Annotated in this window: 15 protein-coding genes and 1 tRNA gene; 12 read left to right on the forward strand and 4 right to left on the reverse strand. The window is 50.0% G+C overall.

All coding sequences use genetic code 11. The features are described 5' to 3' along the window. Positions 1 to 3 precede the first annotated feature (3 nt). From BMZ56_RS02555 to BMZ56_RS02575, 5 genes are read left to right on the forward strand one after another with little or no spacing between them, the layout of a single operon-like run. Positions 4 to 1,173: a M24 family metallopeptidase gene (locus tag BMZ56_RS02555; protein ID WP_090623797.1), complete on the forward strand. Its 1,170-nt coding sequence runs from the start codon at positions 4 to 6 to the stop codon at positions 1,171 to 1,173. Positions 1,174 to 1,182: 9 nt separating this feature from the next. Then, positions 1,183 to 2,109 carry a polysaccharide deacetylase family protein gene (locus BMZ56_RS02560; protein WP_090623800.1) on the forward strand — a complete coding sequence of 309 codons (927 nt, stop codon included), beginning with the start codon at positions 1,183 to 1,185 and terminating at the stop codon, positions 2,107 to 2,109. Positions 2,110 to 2,131: 22 nt separating this feature from the next. After that, positions 2,132 to 2,455, forward strand: coding sequence for an L-rhamnose mutarotase (locus tag BMZ56_RS02565; RefSeq protein WP_090623804.1), 324 nt, complete (start codon positions 2,132 to 2,134; stop codon positions 2,453 to 2,455). Between the two features lie 5 nt (positions 2,456 to 2,460). Next, complete coding sequence (locus BMZ56_RS02570) at positions 2,461 to 3,438, forward strand: DUF6786 family protein (protein ID WP_090623807.1); 978 nt, start codon at positions 2,461 to 2,463, stop codon at positions 3,436 to 3,438. Continuing rightward, positions 3,426 to 4,466: an L-rhamnose/proton symporter RhaT gene (locus BMZ56_RS02575; RefSeq protein ID WP_090623813.1), complete on the forward strand. Its 1,041-nt coding sequence runs from the start codon at positions 3,426 to 3,428 to the stop codon at positions 4,464 to 4,466. Before BMZ56_RS02570 ends, BMZ56_RS02575 begins: the two co-directional genes overlap by 13 nt. Positions 4,467 to 4,565: 99 nt before the next feature. On the opposite strand, the gene BMZ56_RS02580 is transcribed toward BMZ56_RS02575, so the two are convergent. Further along, positions 4,566 to 5,963, reverse strand: coding sequence for a DUF6600 domain-containing protein (locus BMZ56_RS02580; protein ID WP_090623816.1), 1,398 nt, complete (start codon positions 5,961 to 5,963; stop codon positions 4,566 to 4,568). 287 nt (positions 5,964 to 6,250) lie between these two features. Here BMZ56_RS02580 and BMZ56_RS02585 point away from each other — a divergent pair, with 287 nt between their 5' ends. From BMZ56_RS02585 to BMZ56_RS02595, 3 genes are read left to right on the forward strand one after another with little or no spacing between them, the layout of a single operon-like run. Further along, positions 6,251 to 7,012, forward strand: a complete 762-nt coding sequence (locus tag BMZ56_RS02585) for an MlaE family ABC transporter permease (RefSeq protein ID WP_090623819.1) — start codon at positions 6,251 to 6,253, stop codon at positions 7,010 to 7,012. Positions 7,013 to 7,014: 2 nt separating this feature from the next. Continuing rightward, positions 7,015 to 7,788, forward strand: a complete 774-nt coding sequence (locus BMZ56_RS02590) for an ABC transporter ATP-binding protein (RefSeq protein ID WP_090623822.1) — start codon at positions 7,015 to 7,017, stop codon at positions 7,786 to 7,788. A gap of 3 nt (positions 7,789 to 7,791) precedes the next feature. Continuing rightward, entirely contained in the window at positions 7,792 to 8,784 is a 993-nt protein-coding gene (locus BMZ56_RS02595; RefSeq protein ID WP_090623825.1) for an MlaD family protein, read from the forward strand. 50 nt (positions 8,785 to 8,834) lie between these two features. Here BMZ56_RS02595 and mtaB read toward each other — a convergent pair whose 3' ends face one another. Continuing rightward, complete coding sequence (mtaB, locus tag BMZ56_RS02600) at positions 8,835 to 10,154, reverse strand: tRNA (N(6)-L-threonylcarbamoyladenosine(37)-C(2))-methylthiotransferase MtaB (RefSeq protein WP_090623828.1); 1,320 nt, start codon at positions 10,152 to 10,154, stop codon at positions 8,835 to 8,837. Between the two features lie 226 nt (positions 10,155 to 10,380). Here mtaB and BMZ56_RS02605 point away from each other — a divergent pair, with 226 nt between their 5' ends. From BMZ56_RS02605 to BMZ56_RS26085, 3 genes are all read left to right on the forward strand, one after another. Further along, positions 10,381 to 12,030, forward strand: coding sequence for an FAD-binding dehydrogenase (locus BMZ56_RS02605; RefSeq protein ID WP_090623831.1), 1,650 nt, complete (start codon positions 10,381 to 10,383; stop codon positions 12,028 to 12,030). Between the two features lie 72 nt (positions 12,031 to 12,102). Then, positions 12,103 to 12,300: a hypothetical protein gene (locus tag BMZ56_RS02610; RefSeq protein ID WP_090623834.1), complete on the forward strand. Its 198-nt coding sequence runs from the start codon at positions 12,103 to 12,105 to the stop codon at positions 12,298 to 12,300. Between the two features lie 93 nt (positions 12,301 to 12,393). Next, positions 12,394 to 12,618: a type II toxin-antitoxin system RelE family toxin gene (locus BMZ56_RS26085; protein ID WP_143072844.1), complete on the forward strand. Its 225-nt coding sequence runs from the start codon at positions 12,394 to 12,396 to the stop codon at positions 12,616 to 12,618. An 84-nt stretch (positions 12,619 to 12,702) separates the two neighbouring features. Here BMZ56_RS26085 and BMZ56_RS02615 read toward each other — a convergent pair. Further along, positions 12,703 to 12,777 (reverse strand) — tRNA-Val (locus BMZ56_RS02615). A 170-nt stretch (positions 12,778 to 12,947) separates the two neighbouring features. Between BMZ56_RS02615 and BMZ56_RS02620 the strand changes: the two genes are divergently transcribed. Next, on the forward strand, positions 12,948 to 14,180 hold the full coding sequence (locus BMZ56_RS02620; RefSeq protein ID WP_090623838.1) for a TCR/Tet family MFS transporter: 1,233 nt from the start codon (positions 12,948 to 12,950) through the stop codon (positions 14,178 to 14,180). A gap of 2 nt (positions 14,181 to 14,182) precedes the next feature. Here the strand turns inward: BMZ56_RS02620 and BMZ56_RS02625 are convergent, their stop codons facing one another. After that, positions 14,183 to 15,457, reverse strand: a complete 1,275-nt coding sequence (locus BMZ56_RS02625; RefSeq protein ID WP_090624451.1) for an MFS transporter — start codon at positions 15,455 to 15,457, stop codon at positions 14,183 to 14,185. Positions 15,458 to 15,466: the final 9 nt, after the last annotated feature.

The following is a 15,466-nucleotide window of genomic DNA, read 5'->3' on the forward strand; positions in this document are numbered from 1 at the left end:
ATTATGGCTTATTTGATCAAAGAAGAGAGCAAAACACGGATTGATCGTGTCAAAACATTGCTGCAGCAGCAGGACCTGGATGCCGCATTGATTTATTACGATGAGTTCAATATTGGCAATGGCTGGTACTTAACCGGATGGTGCCCGCAATTTGAGAGCGGTGCCGTCTTGGTGCCACGGCAGGGAGATCCGCTGATTCTTGGTGGACCTGAGAGCGAACCCTTTGCTAAATTGGACAGTCAGATTACTGAAACACGCAATTTTCCGGTGTTTATGGTGCCGGATGAAGAATACCCAAATGCTGAAATCATTGATTTTGGACAATTATTTTCTGAATTAAACAAAAAACTGGGCAGTGTAAGGCGTATTGGTCTCGTCGGAGCCGATCGTATGCCCATGGGATGTTACCGACAGATTGAAGACGGATTTGCCGGAGTGACGTTGGTCGACATCACGAGCAGTTATGTGGCGCTGCGCTTTGTGAAATCGGTATGGGAGCGGGAGCAGATCCGGCAGGCGTTTGGATTGGCCGATCACGCGTATCAGGCGATGAAAGGCGAGATCAACGTAGGAGTCAGCGAGATTCGCGTAGCTGCCGCCGGTGAATATGCGGTGCGCAGTCGGGGAGCAAGTGGATTCGGTTTCGGGACAATAGTCGGGAGTGGCATCCGCTCCAATGCCGTTGTTCCGACCGCCAGCTCCAAACCGTTGTCGGCAGGCGAATTGGTGATGGTGGGCATCTCTCCCAAAGTGAATGGATATGCCGGGGTGGTAGGCGATGTGATTCCCGTCGACGGCCGTTATAGCGCTGCACAGAAAGAATGTGTAAAGATCCTGAAAGAAGCCTTTCGTCTTACGAAGGCACAACTAGCGATTGGCGCCAAAGGTCACGAAATTGATGCGCCGGCGAGAGCCTACTTTGAGAAGAAAGGACTGTCAAAATACCTGGTTTGCCCATTTGCGCATACCATCGGTCTGCACGAAGCCGAGTCGCCTTTTTTTGGTCCGCAGAGTGCCGATGAATTGCGAGAAGACATGATGGTTTGTATAGATGTGAGTTTTTTTGGGCATCCGGAATTCAATGGGGTACGTATCGAAACCGGATATGAAATAACCACGGGTGGCCCCGTGCCGCTCAGCCCCGCGATGGACGCTTTATTCATGGAGGATTAAGTGAAACAGATGATGACAAGCAAACCAGGTGATACGGCTGCTACGACAGCCGTATCACCCTTCGATATCGTCTTTGGCTTCGATATGGAAACGGATATCGGATCGTATACTACCTTTTACGAAGGCGTACGCCACGGCACACAGCCCTTGTTGGACATCCTGGCTGAGCACCATATTCCAGCTACTTTTTACTGGACCGGACATGCCGCCGAACACAATCCGGAAATGGTACGGCATGTGCAGCAAGCCGGCCATGAAATTGGATGCCATGGATTACTCCATGAGACACTGGGAGATCCAATTTTTCCCCTTCCCAACAATTGGCCGGTGTTGCCTTCGGAAGTTGCCGGACGGCTGGAAGAAGCCACGCGCATTATTCACTCCATTTGCGGTGAATACCCGGTGAGCTTCCGGTGTCCGCGACTCTGGGGCAGTACGCAGGTGGTGAATGTGTTAGAGTCGTTAGGTTATGTCTCAGACGCTTCTCTTCCGTTGTATTTCTACGGCGAACCGATCGTTCCCTATCACCCTTCGTCGACGGATTGGACCCAACAGGGGGATATGAAACTGGTAGAAATCCCCAATTTCTGTGACCTGAGTGCACCGAGTAGCGATCCGTATCAGCGGGATCGGGACCAATGGCCACTTTTCCGGACCCAATCGGCGCTGGCATTGGTGGAAAAGGCAAATGCCTTTATCGACTATGTGTCGGTCCGGGGTCACCGTCCTGTATTGTGTTTCTATTTCCATCCCTGGGAATTTCATCCGATGCCACAAGGGGGGATTGACTTTGGTGAATGTGTGGTTACGCCGCAACCGTTTATCGTAGAAAACTGCGGGCAATATGCACTGGAACAATTCAATGCGTTATGTGAGCTTCTGAAGGGGCAGGGAGCGCGGTTTATTACCGCCAAAGATCTCGCCAGCGAATATTAGCTAAAGGCCTAAATAATAGCGCATGGTTATTCGTAAATCATTTGTAATAGAAGCCCGTGAAGGTCTGCTGGAAATTTATATTCAACGGCATAACCCCATCTGGCCGCAACTTCGGGACGTGCTTACGGCCCACGGTGTGCGAAACTATTCCATCTTTCACCGGCCGGGGACACATCAGCTCTTTGGCTATTTTGAGATTCGTGACGAGTCGTTGTTTGCGCAGCTCGCACATCATCCCATCTGTAAAGACTGGTGGCTCCATATGACCGAAGTGCTGGTATGTGAACAAGCCGATAGTATCAAAGGCAAGGAAGAACTATTGGAGGAAATTTTCCATTTAAATTAATACCTATGAATATAACGGAAATGCTTGCGGAATTTCAGCGAGCAGGCAGACGAACGCATTTGATAGGCAGCCCGGATCGAGGTATCGTGGTTGCCCTGGATTTAGAAGGAAGGATGTATACGGTGTTAGACGGCGAGGTAATCAATCGGGTGAATTCCGAGGCGATTGCGGAATATAACCTAGAGACGCCGTATCTCAATCCGGGAGGGGATGGCCTTTGGCCCGCCCCCGAAGGTACACGCTTCGGATATCAATATGCCTCAGGCGAGTGGCGTGTGCAACCTGGGATCCAATCTGCGCGCTATCGGCTGATCGAAGTAGACCAGTGTGCGGCTACAATTGCCGCAGAAATCAACCTCATCAATAACCTAGGCATAGGCATTCCGGTACTTTTCAAGCGCTGTATATCGCTGGATGATCAACCCGGTAAGCTGAGCGTAACCGTAGTTGAACGTATCACTTACTTAGGAACGCGCATTCTCTTACCTTCTGAATTCCTGCTTGCTCCGTGGACACTTTGCCAATTCGACTGTGGTCCCGGCTGTCATGTATTATTTCCGGGAAGTGACAAGACCGCTATGTGGGACCTTTATGAGGAGACCATTTCGGATAGATGCCGTTGGCACGACGGTAACTGCATCGTGCCTACGGACGGCTCCAGTCGTTTCCAAATTGGACTGAGTCCGGAGATCCCCTGGATTGAATTTTGCGACCCTGCGCGCAAGCTAACCGTAAGACGTCAGGCGAGCATGCCGCCCAAAGGGCAATCGTATATTGATATCCGAGATGCAGATCCGGCGACCGAGCCCGATCCCAGGGGCGTACGGTACAGCGTGTACGGTGACCCATCGGGGTTCATGGAAATCGAGGCGGCGGGCGGATGTCCGAAAGAACTGGTTCCCAACCAGGAACTGAGTGTGTCTGTCACCACAAGCTATTCGTATCAGCAGCATAACACATCATCTGAAATATGGAACAACTAATCGGTATCATTTATCATTCAATCGGGGGATTTTCGTCGGCTAGCTTTTATGTCCCTTACAGCAAGGTGCAAAAATGGGCGTGGGGTACGTATTGGATTGTATTGGGGTTCATCGCGTGGATGGTTATGCCCACGATAGGGGGAATGCTTACTACCGATGATCCGTTTGCTATATTAGGCGCCGTAACCCTGAATAGCAAGCTGTGGACGTATGGATATGGTTTCCTTTGGGGATTTGGTGGCTTATTGTCCGGTTTGGGTCTTCGGTATTTAGGTCTTTCACTTGGGCAATCGGTATCATTAGGTGTTTCGGCAATTGTAGGTACGCTTGTGCCGGCCATAATGGGCGGCAAGTTCCATCTGCTTTTCACCACCTATTCGGGGAGCATTATCTTACTTGGCTTCCTCATCTGTATTGTGGGAATCGCGCTATGCGGCTACGCTGGAATTTTGAAAGACCGAAAACTGACAACGGATCAAAAGCAAGCTTCCGTCAAGGAATTTTCTGCATTTAAGGGATTTGCAATGGCCATAGCGGGCGGGATATTCAGCGCATGCATGGCGCTGGCAATTCATGCCGGCTCTTCGATTGCGGAAGCCGCAGCAAGTTTTGGCACCGCGAATGTGTTTGTCAACATACCTATTTTTATACTTGCCCTCGCCGGTGGTTTTTCTTCCAATCTTATCTACAATGTTATTTCCAGCGTGAAAAATAGGACATACGGCGATTACGTGATGAATCCGAGATCTACGTTGTTCAGGAATTATTTTCTCGCCCTATTAAGCGGTATCATGTGGTACTGCCAGTTCTTTTTCTATGGTATGGGGGCAACAAAAATGGGTGACTATGAATTTGCAAGCTGGAGTATTCATATGTCGTCCATCATTATTTTTAGTAATCTATGGGGGCTGTATCTAAAAGAGTGGAAACTCGTTGATAAAAAGACATTTATATGTCTATGGATAGGGATATTGTTACTGATTACCTCGGTGCTTGTCATCGGATGGGGGAATTTTGTATCCGATTGATGAGCTGATATTCGTACAGATGCAAAACGTATCCGCAGTGTACGGAAGAAGCCGCCCTGGATTTTTACAGGACGGCTTCTGCTGTATTGATATACGCGTTTATCCTCTACCGCGGGAAGAACCCCCTCGTTCGGCAGAACGACCGCGTGGCGCACTGCTGCTTTTTTCGGAGCTACGGCTTTTTGATACACTGGGCCGCGATGTCGAACGTGAAGACACGGAGCTGTTGCGGCTTGATGTACTGCGCTGTGTGCGGGACGGCGAAGAAGACCTAACGTTTTCGCGTGACGATACGGAATGCACACGGGCTGCCGGTTGGTTACGCTCCCGGGCTTGCGGCTGTACACGCTGACGTGACTGGGGAGCCGTCGTCCGTTCGCGGCTGCTCGATTGTGAACGGCTACTTTTTACGTGCGGACGACTGGCGCTGTTCCGTTCGGCACGGGGTGCGCGTGAATTACCGGATTCAGTGCGCGTACGTGATTCTGTACGTGACGGAGCCGATTGCCGTGCCGGAGCCGTGGCTTTGGTGCGACTTTCCGATGTACGGGATGTCCGGGCTGTATTGCCATTCTCACGGGTTGTTGACTGTGCACTGCGTGTAGCCGTGTTGTTTCTGGAAGCTGAACCGCGTGTCGAAGAAGAATTCCTCGGATTGGTGGCTTCCGTACGACCGCTGGTACGTGAACTGGCACTGCGTGAATTGGCCGACCGCACAGTGGCCGCGTCGGCTACCCGCGAAGGCCGTGCCGAAGAACGGGAGTTGCGGTCAACTTCCGGGCGGTATAAGTTTACCGAGCGGCTATTTACCGACGCTCTTCCAGGGCGTGAAGCGTTATTGATATCCCGAATGGCAACCCGGCTACGTGTTACCCGCTCGACCTCGCTGTGTCGCGGGCCGGTTACATACGTACGGTTATTGTACACGTAGGTATTGTTGATAATCGTCGTGCGGTTATAAATATTCACGCGGTTCCGGTAAGGGGTATAATAGCTGTAGATCCGCGGGCTGCTGATGTAACGTTGCGGTACAAATACCCAATATGCGGCGGGAATGCCCACGTTAACGGAAATACTCATCCGTGGGCCAAGCGGAGCCCAACCGTAATAACCACCGCCGCTCCGCCAACTCACCCAAGCAGGGCCCCATTCATAACCAGGTACCCATGCCCAACCATAGTAGTCGGAGTAATTCCATCGCCCGTAGTGAAACGGTGCCCATCCCCAATCATAATCAGAAACCCACGTATTGCCATAGGAAGTCATTACCCAATGACCGTTCGAAGCATAGGGCTGGAAGCCCCGATCCACGTCAGGAAGCCAGATATATCCATATTCGGGGTCGTCTATCCATTCCCCATAAGGAGAAAGTTCATCGTAGAATAGTTGAAAGGAAACGCTCATACCGGGCTGAGCCTTCACGGTGTCCGTTGCTACCATCACCACGAAGGTTAATGCAGCGATTAATAATTGTCCGGTTCTCTTTAACGTTTTCATGACGAGCTGATTTAATTCAACAATCTTGTTCGTTTCTGGTGGTATGACTACAAAGCAGGGGCCAAGGTTTAATCGGGGCTCGGCGCCTTGCTAGCTGTTAGGTTCAGTTTTTTGAGAACATTTTATTGAAAATGGTGTTTATCTGTGCATGGGTTGCGTTTTGATTTGCCAGGATAGATACATACGTATGGGCACGTGTAGTCGCTGATAATCAGCGAATGCGCAAATAAACGATACAGATTAAAATTAAACTTCTATTTTTGTAGCCTTAACTGCTGAAATCCCCGATGATAAAAAAGATACAGCGTATACTTATCGAATTAGCTAATATCCATCGGTTTGTTATGCGTTTCTTTCGGGAGGTATTCATGCCTCCCTATGAATTCAAGGAAATTATCCGGCAATGTTACGAGGTGGGCTGGAAATCGCTGCCATTGATTTCGTTAACGGGCTTCATTACGGGCATTGTGTTCACCAATCAATCCCGTCCGTCGCTTGCTGAATTCGGTGCTACTTCGTGGCTGCCTGCCCTGATATCCATTGCCATTATCCGTGCGCTGGCACCGCTTGTCACGGCACTGATCGCATCCGGTAAAGTGGGGTCACAGATCGGGGCCGAATTGGGCTCGATGAAAGTGACGGAACAGATTGATGCCATGGAAGTGTCGGGTACCAATCCGTTCAAGTTCCTGGTGGTGAGTCGGGTATTAGCCACTACCATCAGTATTCCTGTGCTTTCCTGTTACACAGCAGCGGTAGGCCTCTTGGGCGCATTTTTGAGTGTAAATGCCGCGGAGAACACAAGTTTCCGGGTGTATTTTGATCAAGTATTTGAAGCCGTCACCTTTTTGGATGTGTTTTCATTGGTACTGAAAGCTGTTGTATTCGGTTTTACCATCGGCATTGTGGGGTGTTACCAAGGCTACCACTCGTCAAAAGGGACAGAAGGAGTGGGGCGCGCGGCTAACTGGGCCGTCGTTATGTCGATGTTCCTCATATTTATTGAGGAGATATTGATTGTACAAATTATTCAAGCAATGCGCGCTTAATCATGTTGAAATCAGGCGGACATATCGATCGGAGTACCCAAGTGATCACGGTAAAGGGCGTGAGTAAATCATTCGGCGAACTGCATGTATTGCGTGGTGTGGATCTGCATCTGTTCAGAGGCGAGAATTTGGTTGTATTGGGAAGATCAGGCACCGGCAAATCTGTACTCATTAAACTCATATCCGGATTACTGAAACCGGATACAGGTACAATTGAGGTGCTTGGCGAGCACGTGGATGAATTGGACGAAAAGGCATTGCAGCAACTTCGGCTGAAGATTGGCTTCTCGTTTCAGAATAGCGCGTTATATGATAGTATGACGGTGCGCCAGAACCTGGAGTTTCCCCTAGTGCGTAATAAGCGGCACCTTACGCGTGCTGAAATCAATCATGAGGTAGAGGATGTGGCAGACGCCGTTGGGTTGCTGCATACGATCAATCAGATGCCATCGGAGCTTTCGGGTGGACAACGTAAGCGGATCGGGATTGCACGTACATTGATACTCCGTCCGGAGATCATGCTCTATGACGAGCCGACGGCAGGACTTGATCCAATCACCTGCATTGAGATCAACGGGCTTATCAATGAAGTACAGGAGAAGTACAAGACATCTTCCATCATCATTACGCACGATTTGGCTTGTGCCAAAAGTGTTGGAGACCGGATTGTGATGTTGCTGGAGGGTAGGTTTGAGCGTCAGGGAAGTTTTGATCAAATTTTTGATACAGAAGACGAACGGGTTAAACCGTTCCATGACTATAATTTCATTACATAATTTATGAGTGCTGTAGACAATAAACGTTCGATCATAGTAGGGTTGTTTGTGTTGGTTGGGATCGTTATCCTGGTAGCCGGTATTTTGGTGCTTGGCGGCCAGCAGAACAAGTTTTCAAAGACCGTCACGGTAACGACTGTTTTTGGTGATGTAAGTGGTCTGAAAGCGGGCAATAACGTGTGGTTTTCTGGGGTAAAGATCGGAACGATCAAAGCCATCCGCTTCAAAAATCTGAAGGAAGTGGAAATCGCCATGGTCATCGAGGAGTCTTCCCGCGAATACATCCGTAAGGATGCCGTAGCGGAAATAGGTTCGGAAAGCTTTATCGGCAACAAACTGATTGTCATCAAGGGTGGTAGCAACGATGCACCCGCCATTGAGGACGGAGATGTGTTGCAAGCGGCGCCGACGGGTGGTATGGATGCTATGCTGGCCACGTTGCAGGTGAACAACGAGAACCTGGTGGAAATCACGAAAAATTTCGGTGAGTTGAGTGCACGCCTCGTACGGGGTGAGGGTACCATCGGGACGTTGTTGAACGATTCTACATTGGCGCTGCATGTCAAGCAGATGATCGCTAATCTGAATCAAACCACTGCCAATACAGCAAAAGCATCGCAATCACTTAACCTGTTGACTACTAAATTAAATCAAGAGGGTACATTAATTAATGATTTACTAACTGATACGGTGGTTTACGCCAATTTGCAGTCGGCCGTTGCCGAATTGCAGGGTATCACCCAAACAGCTTCGGCGTTGATGACCAATCTGAACCAAACGGCGGGAAAGCTCGATCAAAAAGATAACGCCGTAGGTGTGTTGCTGAATGATCCGGAGAGCGCGGAGACGATCCGGCAGACATTGATCAATTTGGAGCAGAGCACAGAAAAATTAGACCAGAATATGGAGGCGTTGCAGCACAATTTCTTGTTTAGGGGATTTTTCCGGAAACAACGGAAGGAGGCAGAGAAAGCCGCGAAAGAGAGCGGACAGTAAGCGTGTTATCGGCTGTCGGCTATCAGTGGTCGGGAGACGGGTTAGATAGATTAGTGAGCTAATAATTCAGGAATCTCCGTAGCTTCTACGTCTCCGCTATCTGCAATTTTTGAAAATTTTACGGGTACGATTTCATTAACCAGCAACGGATCGTAAGGGGTACGCACCTTTACGTAATTGCGGCTGAAACCATGCATATACCCCTCTTTGACATCCCCTTCAAATAACACGGTTCCTTTGTTGCCTAATTGGGATTCGTAAAAAGCCCGACGTTTCTTATCCGAAAGGATGTGCAGCATTTTGCTACGCTCGCCGCGTTGTGCGCCCGGTACGGCACCTTCCATCTGTGCGGCGATGGTGTTTTCGCGCTCGGAATAGGTGAATACGTGCAGGTAGGAGATGTCGAGGCCGTTGAGGAATTGATAGGTGTCCAGGAAGTCCTCCCGCGTTTCGCCGGGAAATCCGACAATCACGTCCACGCCGATGCAGCAGTCGGGCATCAGCTCTTTGATCTTGGCCACGCGGCTGGCGTACAGTTCACGTTTATAGCGCCTGCGCATCATCCCAAGCACTTTGTTGGACCCGGATTGCAGGGGGATGTGGAAATGCGGTACAAAGCGGTCGGATTGGGCCACAAATTCGATGATTTCGTCGCTAAGTAAATTCGGCTCGATGGAGGAGATACGGAAACGGTCGATTCCCTCCACCCGGTCCAGCGCTTTCACCAGGTCGAAAAACCGATCCTCCCGGTTGCCATCGCGGATGCCGAAGTCGCCGATGTTCACCCCGGTCAGCACAATTTCCCGTACGCCGGATGCAGCAATGTCTTCCGCTTGTTTCACGAGGTCCGTAATGGTTCCGCTACGGCTTGCGCCTCTCGCCAGCGGGATGGTGCAGAATGTGCAGGAGTAGTCACATCCGTCTTGCACTTTGAGAAACGTACGGGTGCGGTCGCCAATGGAGAATGCGGGAACAAACTGGTTGGTTTCCGCAATCGGCGCATTATGAACAACTGCTTTAGGTTGCTTGGTTAAATCATTGATATGGTCAATGATATTGAATTTTTCAGCAGCACCCAGTACCATGTCCACGCCCGGTATTTCCGTAATGTCCTTGGGCTTCAGCTGTGCATAGCAGCCCACGACGACGATATACGCACCGGGCGAATGATTCAGGGCTTCTTTGACTACTTTGCGGCATTTTCGGTCGGCATTTTCGGTAACGGAGCATGTGTTGATCACATAGACGTCCGACCGACTATTAAATGACGTGGTCTCGTATCCGGCTTGTTGAAAAATACGGCCGATAGAAGATGTCTCCGAAAAATTCAGCTTACATCCCAACGTATAAAAAGCGACTTTCCTGCTCATTTTCAAAGCGCAAAGGTACGCAAAAGCCGGGAATAACGGAAGGGTGCATTTCAATTGTCGTGAGTGGGAGTAACATTGGATACGCAACACAGCTGTAACGCTCCCTGCGGTCCGCGTCACTAGGCTGCTTTTGCGTACCCAATGTTACGCTAGGTGCGAATGTTGTCCGGTGTTTTACGACGACTGAACCTTTTGTTTAACGGATTGTAAGGGTTATCTTTGGTATATGGAACCTGAAGTAATCATTGTCGGCGCAGGTCTTGCGGGATTGGTAGCAGCCACCGAACTAACGCGAGCGGGCCGGCGGGTGGTCATCGTAGATCAAGAACCCGAACAGTCCATTGGGGGACAGGCCTATTGGTCGTTTGGTGGATTGTTCCTGGTTAATTCGCCGGAGCAACGGCGTATGGGTATCAAAGACAACTACGAGCTGGCTTTGCAGGATTGGATGGGTACTGCGGGCTTTGATCGTCCTGCAGACCATTGGCCGACGAAATGGGCAGAAGCGTATGTGCGGTTTGCCGCGTTCGAAAAGCGGGACTATGTACGGTCGTACGGCATCCGCTTTTTCCCCGTGGTGGGGTGGGCGGAACGGGGTGGATATGGCGCCATCGGGCACGGGAATTCAGTGCCGCGCTTTCACGTTACGTGGGGCACGGGCCCCGGTGTGGTTATGCCCTTTGTCGAAGCTGTGCGGAAGGCGCAACGGGACGGTAAGGTAGTGTTGAAATTCCGGCATAGGGTGACCCGTATATTGACCTCCAACGGCGTGGTGGTTGGCGTGGCGGGGGATCTGCTTGAAGATAGCCACGTGGCGCGGGGGAAGAAGAGCAACGACACGGTAACGTCTTCATTTGAGCTTAAAGCTCCCGTAGTGTTGGTGACCTCCGGCGGCATTGGTGCCAACGAAGAACTGGTTAGGCGGAATTGGCCGGCACGTTTGGGCAGTGCGCCAGAAAACATAGTTTGTGGAGTGCCTGATCACGTGGATGGCCGCATGCTGGGCGTTGTACAGGAAGTTGGCGGAAATATCATTCATCCCGACCGCATGTGGCATTATACCGAAGGACTGAAAAACTGGGATCCCATCTGGACCAACCACGGTATCCGCATCCTTCCAGGGCCGTCTTCGTTGTGGTTGGATGCCACCGGAAAACGACTGCCGGTACCCCTCTATCCGGGATTTGATACACTGGGTACGCTCAAGTACTTGATGGATACCGGATATGATTACAGTTGGTTTATCCTGACGCAAAAGATCCTGAAGAAAGAATTTGCGTTATCCGGGTCGGAACAGAATCCCGATCTCACGGATAAAAAATGGGGGCAGGTACTGAAACGGGCATTTGGAAAACTGGGGACACCGCCCGTGGAGCGTTTCAAAACGCAGGGCGAAGATTTTTTCGTGCGGGATAACCTGTGGGAATTGGTTGTAGCGATGAATGAACGGGTTGGTAATAGTCTGTTGGATTATAGTCAAATATATAATGAAATACGGGCACGGGATCGGGAGCTTGATAATCGATTTTCGAAAGATTCGCAGGTCAATGCGATCCGCTCAGCCCGGAATTACTTAGGGGATAAATTGATCAGGACGGCCAAGCCGCATAGAATCCTTGATCCGAAAAATGGTCCGCTGATCGCGGTACGGCTTCATATACTCACCCGGAAGACGTTGGGCGGGCTGGAAACCAATCTCGATGGGCAGGTGATCGGTGCATCGGGAGAACCGATACAAGGTTTATATGCAGCGGGGGAGGTAGCCGGATTCGGCGGTGGCGGTATGCACGGTTATCGAGCGTTGGAAGGCACGTTTCTCGGAGGATGTATTTTCTCCGGACGGGTTTGTGGGAGGGCGATTGCAACGGCGTTATGATTGAAGTGAAAGGGGCTTACAGTTGTAAATTATATTCGATTTGCTTATTTTTGTGTGATAAAAATTGATGAGATGGCAACATTGATTATTGAGAGTTCCGACCCGAAGAATGTGAAGCTGCTTACGGAGCTGGCTAAGAAATTGGGTGATCGGGTAAAATCCATCAGTGCTACGGAAATGGAAGACCTACTTTTTGGGGATCTGTTGGAATCGGTAAAGACTGGAGAATATGTAAACAAGGCCGATGTAATGCGTGCACTGCGTTCCTGAATTTGTCCAAAACCAGATCTAGCCTGAACCCTCGATGAACCTAAAATTTGATAAATCTTTTCTAAAGTCTATTGAGAAGGTAAAGGATGCGTCATTAAAGATGCGTCATTAAAACAGAAGGTTGCTGATGTTATCGAAGCTTTGGAAGCTGCTAATGATCTGAGTGACGTTAAACAACTCAAGAAGCTAAAAGGGTATAAATCTTTTTATCGAATCAAGTTGGGCGATTATCGAATAGGTGTTGAGCTAGGGCAATCCGATGAGATAACTTTTATCATCTTGGCCCACCGAAGAGAAATTTACCGGCGCTTCCCTTGATCCATATTTGCAGAGTAATACTGCAGTTACTACTGAAACTTTGATCAGTGGATCGAATGGATCAAGGATGAAGAAGGATACAAGTGGGAAATACAGGGCTCGAACCTGTGACCCCTACCTTGTCGAGGTAGTGCTCTGAACCAACTGAGCTAATTTCCCGGGTGTTGCAAAAATAGGCTTTTTTTAAATAGCTGCAAATGATTTTTGATTTTGTCAAACCCAAGCAAAGCAGTTGTCGCATTTGGCCCCCAAAAACGTCACAGAAGGCCGCTGCAAACCACCGGAAATATCACTAATATTGGCCTGATTTTCACGCTTACCTTACATTTATGCGTACCACTAAACAGGCAGCGATCGGCTTTATCTTTGTCACCTTGTTAATTGATGTCATGGGCTGGGGATTGATCATACCGGTTATGGCCGATCTGATCGCGGAGCTCAAGGGCATCCCGGTAAATGTTGCCAGTACCTACGGAGCTTTTCTGCTGTCCTCGTTTGCAATCACTCAATTTCTATTCTCACCCCTGGTCGGAAACCTGAGTGACCGGTTCGGGCGCCGTCCGGTTTTATTGATTTCGCTGCTGGGATTTGGGATTGATTACCTGATTCTGGCCTGGGCCCCTACTTACGGATGGTTGTTTGTGGGCCGTATCATTGCGGGTATCACCGGGGCCAGCTTTACAACAGCCTCCTCATATATTGCCGATATCAGCACCGACGAGACAACCCGGGCGAAGAATTTCGGACTGATCGGTGCCGCTTTCGGATTGGGGTTTGTGCTGGGACCGGCATTGGGCGGGCTACTGGCCACGTGGGGGCTGCGGGCTCCTTTTTACGCGGCAGCCGTGCTCTGCCTGCTGAATTGTTTGTTCGGACTGCTGCTGTTGCCCGAGTCGCTTCCCAAAAGTAGCCGAAGGGCATTTGACTGGAAACGTGCAAACCCGCTGGGATCACTTCGCTTTCTGATGGAACATAAAGAAATCGGTGGACTGGCGATCAGCTTTTTCCTGATCTATCTGGGTGCTCAGGCGGTGCAAGGTAGCTGGAATTTCTTTACCATCTACCAATTTGACTGGAGCGAGGGCATGATCGGGATTTCCCTGGCGGTGGTTGGTGTGCTGACCGGGCTGGTACAAGGTGGCCTGACGCGGATACTGAATCCGAAAATCGGGAACGAAAAAAGTATTTACCTGGGACTTTCACTGTACGCGCTGGGGCTTGTCTTGTTTGCCTTTGCGACCGAAGGATGGATGATGTTTGTCTTTTTAGTGCCTTATTGCCTGGGTGGTATCTGCGGCCCTTCACTGCAATCGTTGATCGCCGGCCATGTAGAGAGTAGCCAACAGGGTGAGTTGCAGGGCGCACTGACCAGTTTGATGAGTTTGACGACGATCTTAGGACCGCTCATCATGAACAGCACATTTTCGTATTTTACCACTCCCAAGGCGCCGTTTCACTTTCCGGGAATCCATTTCCTGATCGGTGCAATCTGTATGCTGGGCGGGCTGTGGATCGTCCGTCGGATATTGACGCGGGAAAAGGCAGCGATGGCTTCCGCCTGAATTTAACCGTTGCTTCGCTTGAGAAACTTTGCTGACACCTCGTTGAGCCGGATGGTTTGATTTTGAATCAGGGGGGTTGAAAAGCGTGCAACAATAAACATGTAGCCGATGGTGATGCTTAAGAAACACATGGCATACCGTAGGCCGACAAGATCGCCCAACCACCCGATGATAAACGGAATAAGCGCACCTCCAAAAATGCCGGTACACAAAATACCCGAAACGGAACCGTGGTGCTTGTCCATCGAGTTCAGTGCCAGCGAAAAGATAATGGAAAACATCACGGATATGGAGATGCCGCAGCAAGGAAAAGCAATGAGCGCGATTTCACGGTCTCCGAACAGCGCCAGAAACAGGTTGATGAACGCCAATACACAAAAGCCCTGCAATACGCGCTTGGCATCCATCAGCTTTACCAGCAGCAACCCCAGCAAGCAGCCAAGGGACATAAGCCCCCAAAACCAGGCAACGGCCTTTGCTCCGCCGGTCAAGGGATCTATTTGATGGTAGTTATCAAGGAACTGGCTCATCCAATTGGCCAGTCCCTGTTCCGTGCCCACATAGGCGACGATTCCGAAAAAGAAGAACCATACTTTCTTTTGGCCCAATAGCTCCTTGTAGTTCTGTATGGAACCGGTCTTTTCTTCATTTTTCAGCACGACCGCCGGAAATTTTATGCAGGCAATGATCAGCAGCATTGCGGCAAAAACCAGCGTAAACAATACATAGAGTGAACTCCATGGCAGTGTCGGCGGAATAACGTTGCGCAACAGCGAAATAAAAGCCGGTTGGTTGTTTGGTTGTGCCAAGGTATGCATGATGCCGCTGAAAACAAAAGGACTCAGGAAAGAGGCCAGTCCGAAGACGATCTGCGCCAATACGGAATTGAAGGCATAATTCCGTTCTCCTCCCGCTTCGCGCATGAGCGGCAATATAATAACCTGCAGCATCGCCATGCCCGTTCCGATAATAAACAAGGAAATCAGGACAATGTTATAGGTAGGAAACAAGACGAAGAGGAACGAACCGGCGAAAGCCAGACCGAAGGCGAGCAAAAGGGCGTTCCGTGCGCCAAACCGTTCGATCATCATGCCAGCGGGGATGGATGTGATACCATAAGCAAGGAAAAAAGAAAAGGGGAGGAATGCCGCCAGGGTTAAGCTGAGCTGGAAGTCGCCGATGATAATGGGCAGCATAGGCCCCAAGATATTCGTAACAAACGATATCAGAAACCAAATGCACAGAATAAGGACAACGAGTAGATTGTTTTTCTTCATGATAATGTA

It is taken from the genome of Parapedobacter indicus (assembly GCF_900113765.1).
Taxonomy (GTDB): domain Bacteria; phylum Bacteroidota; class Bacteroidia; order Sphingobacteriales; family Sphingobacteriaceae; genus Parapedobacter; species Parapedobacter indicus.

Excerpts from the sequence above, each read along its gene's own strand:
- BMZ56_RS02570 (WP_090623807.1), top strand. The coding sequence starts at position 2,461 with ATGAATATAACGGAAATGCTTGCGGAATTTCAGCGAGCAGGCAGACGA.
- BMZ56_RS02585 (WP_090623819.1), top strand. The coding sequence starts at position 6,251 with ATGATAAAAAAGATACAGCGTATACTTATCGAATTAGCTAATATCCAT.
- BMZ56_RS02565 (WP_090623804.1), top strand. The coding sequence starts at position 2,132 with ATGGTTATTCGTAAATCATTTGTAATAGAAGCCCGTGAAGGTCTGCTG.
- mtaB (WP_090623828.1), bottom strand. The coding sequence starts at position 10,154 with ATGAGCAGGAAAGTCGCTTTTTATACGTTGGGATGTAAGCTGAATTTT.
- BMZ56_RS02555 (WP_090623797.1), top strand. The coding sequence starts at position 4 with ATGGCTTATTTGATCAAAGAAGAGAGCAAAACACGGATTGATCGTGTC.
- BMZ56_RS02625 (WP_090624451.1), bottom strand. The coding sequence starts at position 15,457 with ATGAAGAAAAACAATCTACTCGTTGTCCTTATTCTGTGCATTTGGTTT.
- BMZ56_RS02595 (WP_090623825.1), top strand. The coding sequence starts at position 7,792 with ATGAGTGCTGTAGACAATAAACGTTCGATCATAGTAGGGTTGTTTGTG.
- BMZ56_RS02605 (WP_090623831.1), top strand. The coding sequence starts at position 10,381 with ATGGAACCTGAAGTAATCATTGTCGGCGCAGGTCTTGCGGGATTGGTA.
- BMZ56_RS02560 (WP_090623800.1), top strand. The coding sequence starts at position 1,183 with ATGATGACAAGCAAACCAGGTGATACGGCTGCTACGACAGCCGTATCA.
- BMZ56_RS02580 (WP_090623816.1), bottom strand. The coding sequence starts at position 5,963 with ATGAAAACGTTAAAGAGAACCGGACAATTATTAATCGCTGCATTAACC.
- BMZ56_RS02610 (WP_090623834.1), top strand. The coding sequence starts at position 12,103 with ATGGCAACATTGATTATTGAGAGTTCCGACCCGAAGAATGTGAAGCTG.
- BMZ56_RS02575 (WP_090623813.1), top strand. The coding sequence starts at position 3,426 with ATGGAACAACTAATCGGTATCATTTATCATTCAATCGGGGGATTTTCG.
- BMZ56_RS02620 (WP_090623838.1), top strand. The coding sequence starts at position 12,948 with ATGCGTACCACTAAACAGGCAGCGATCGGCTTTATCTTTGTCACCTTG.
- BMZ56_RS02590 (WP_090623822.1), top strand. The coding sequence starts at position 7,015 with ATGTTGAAATCAGGCGGACATATCGATCGGAGTACCCAAGTGATCACG.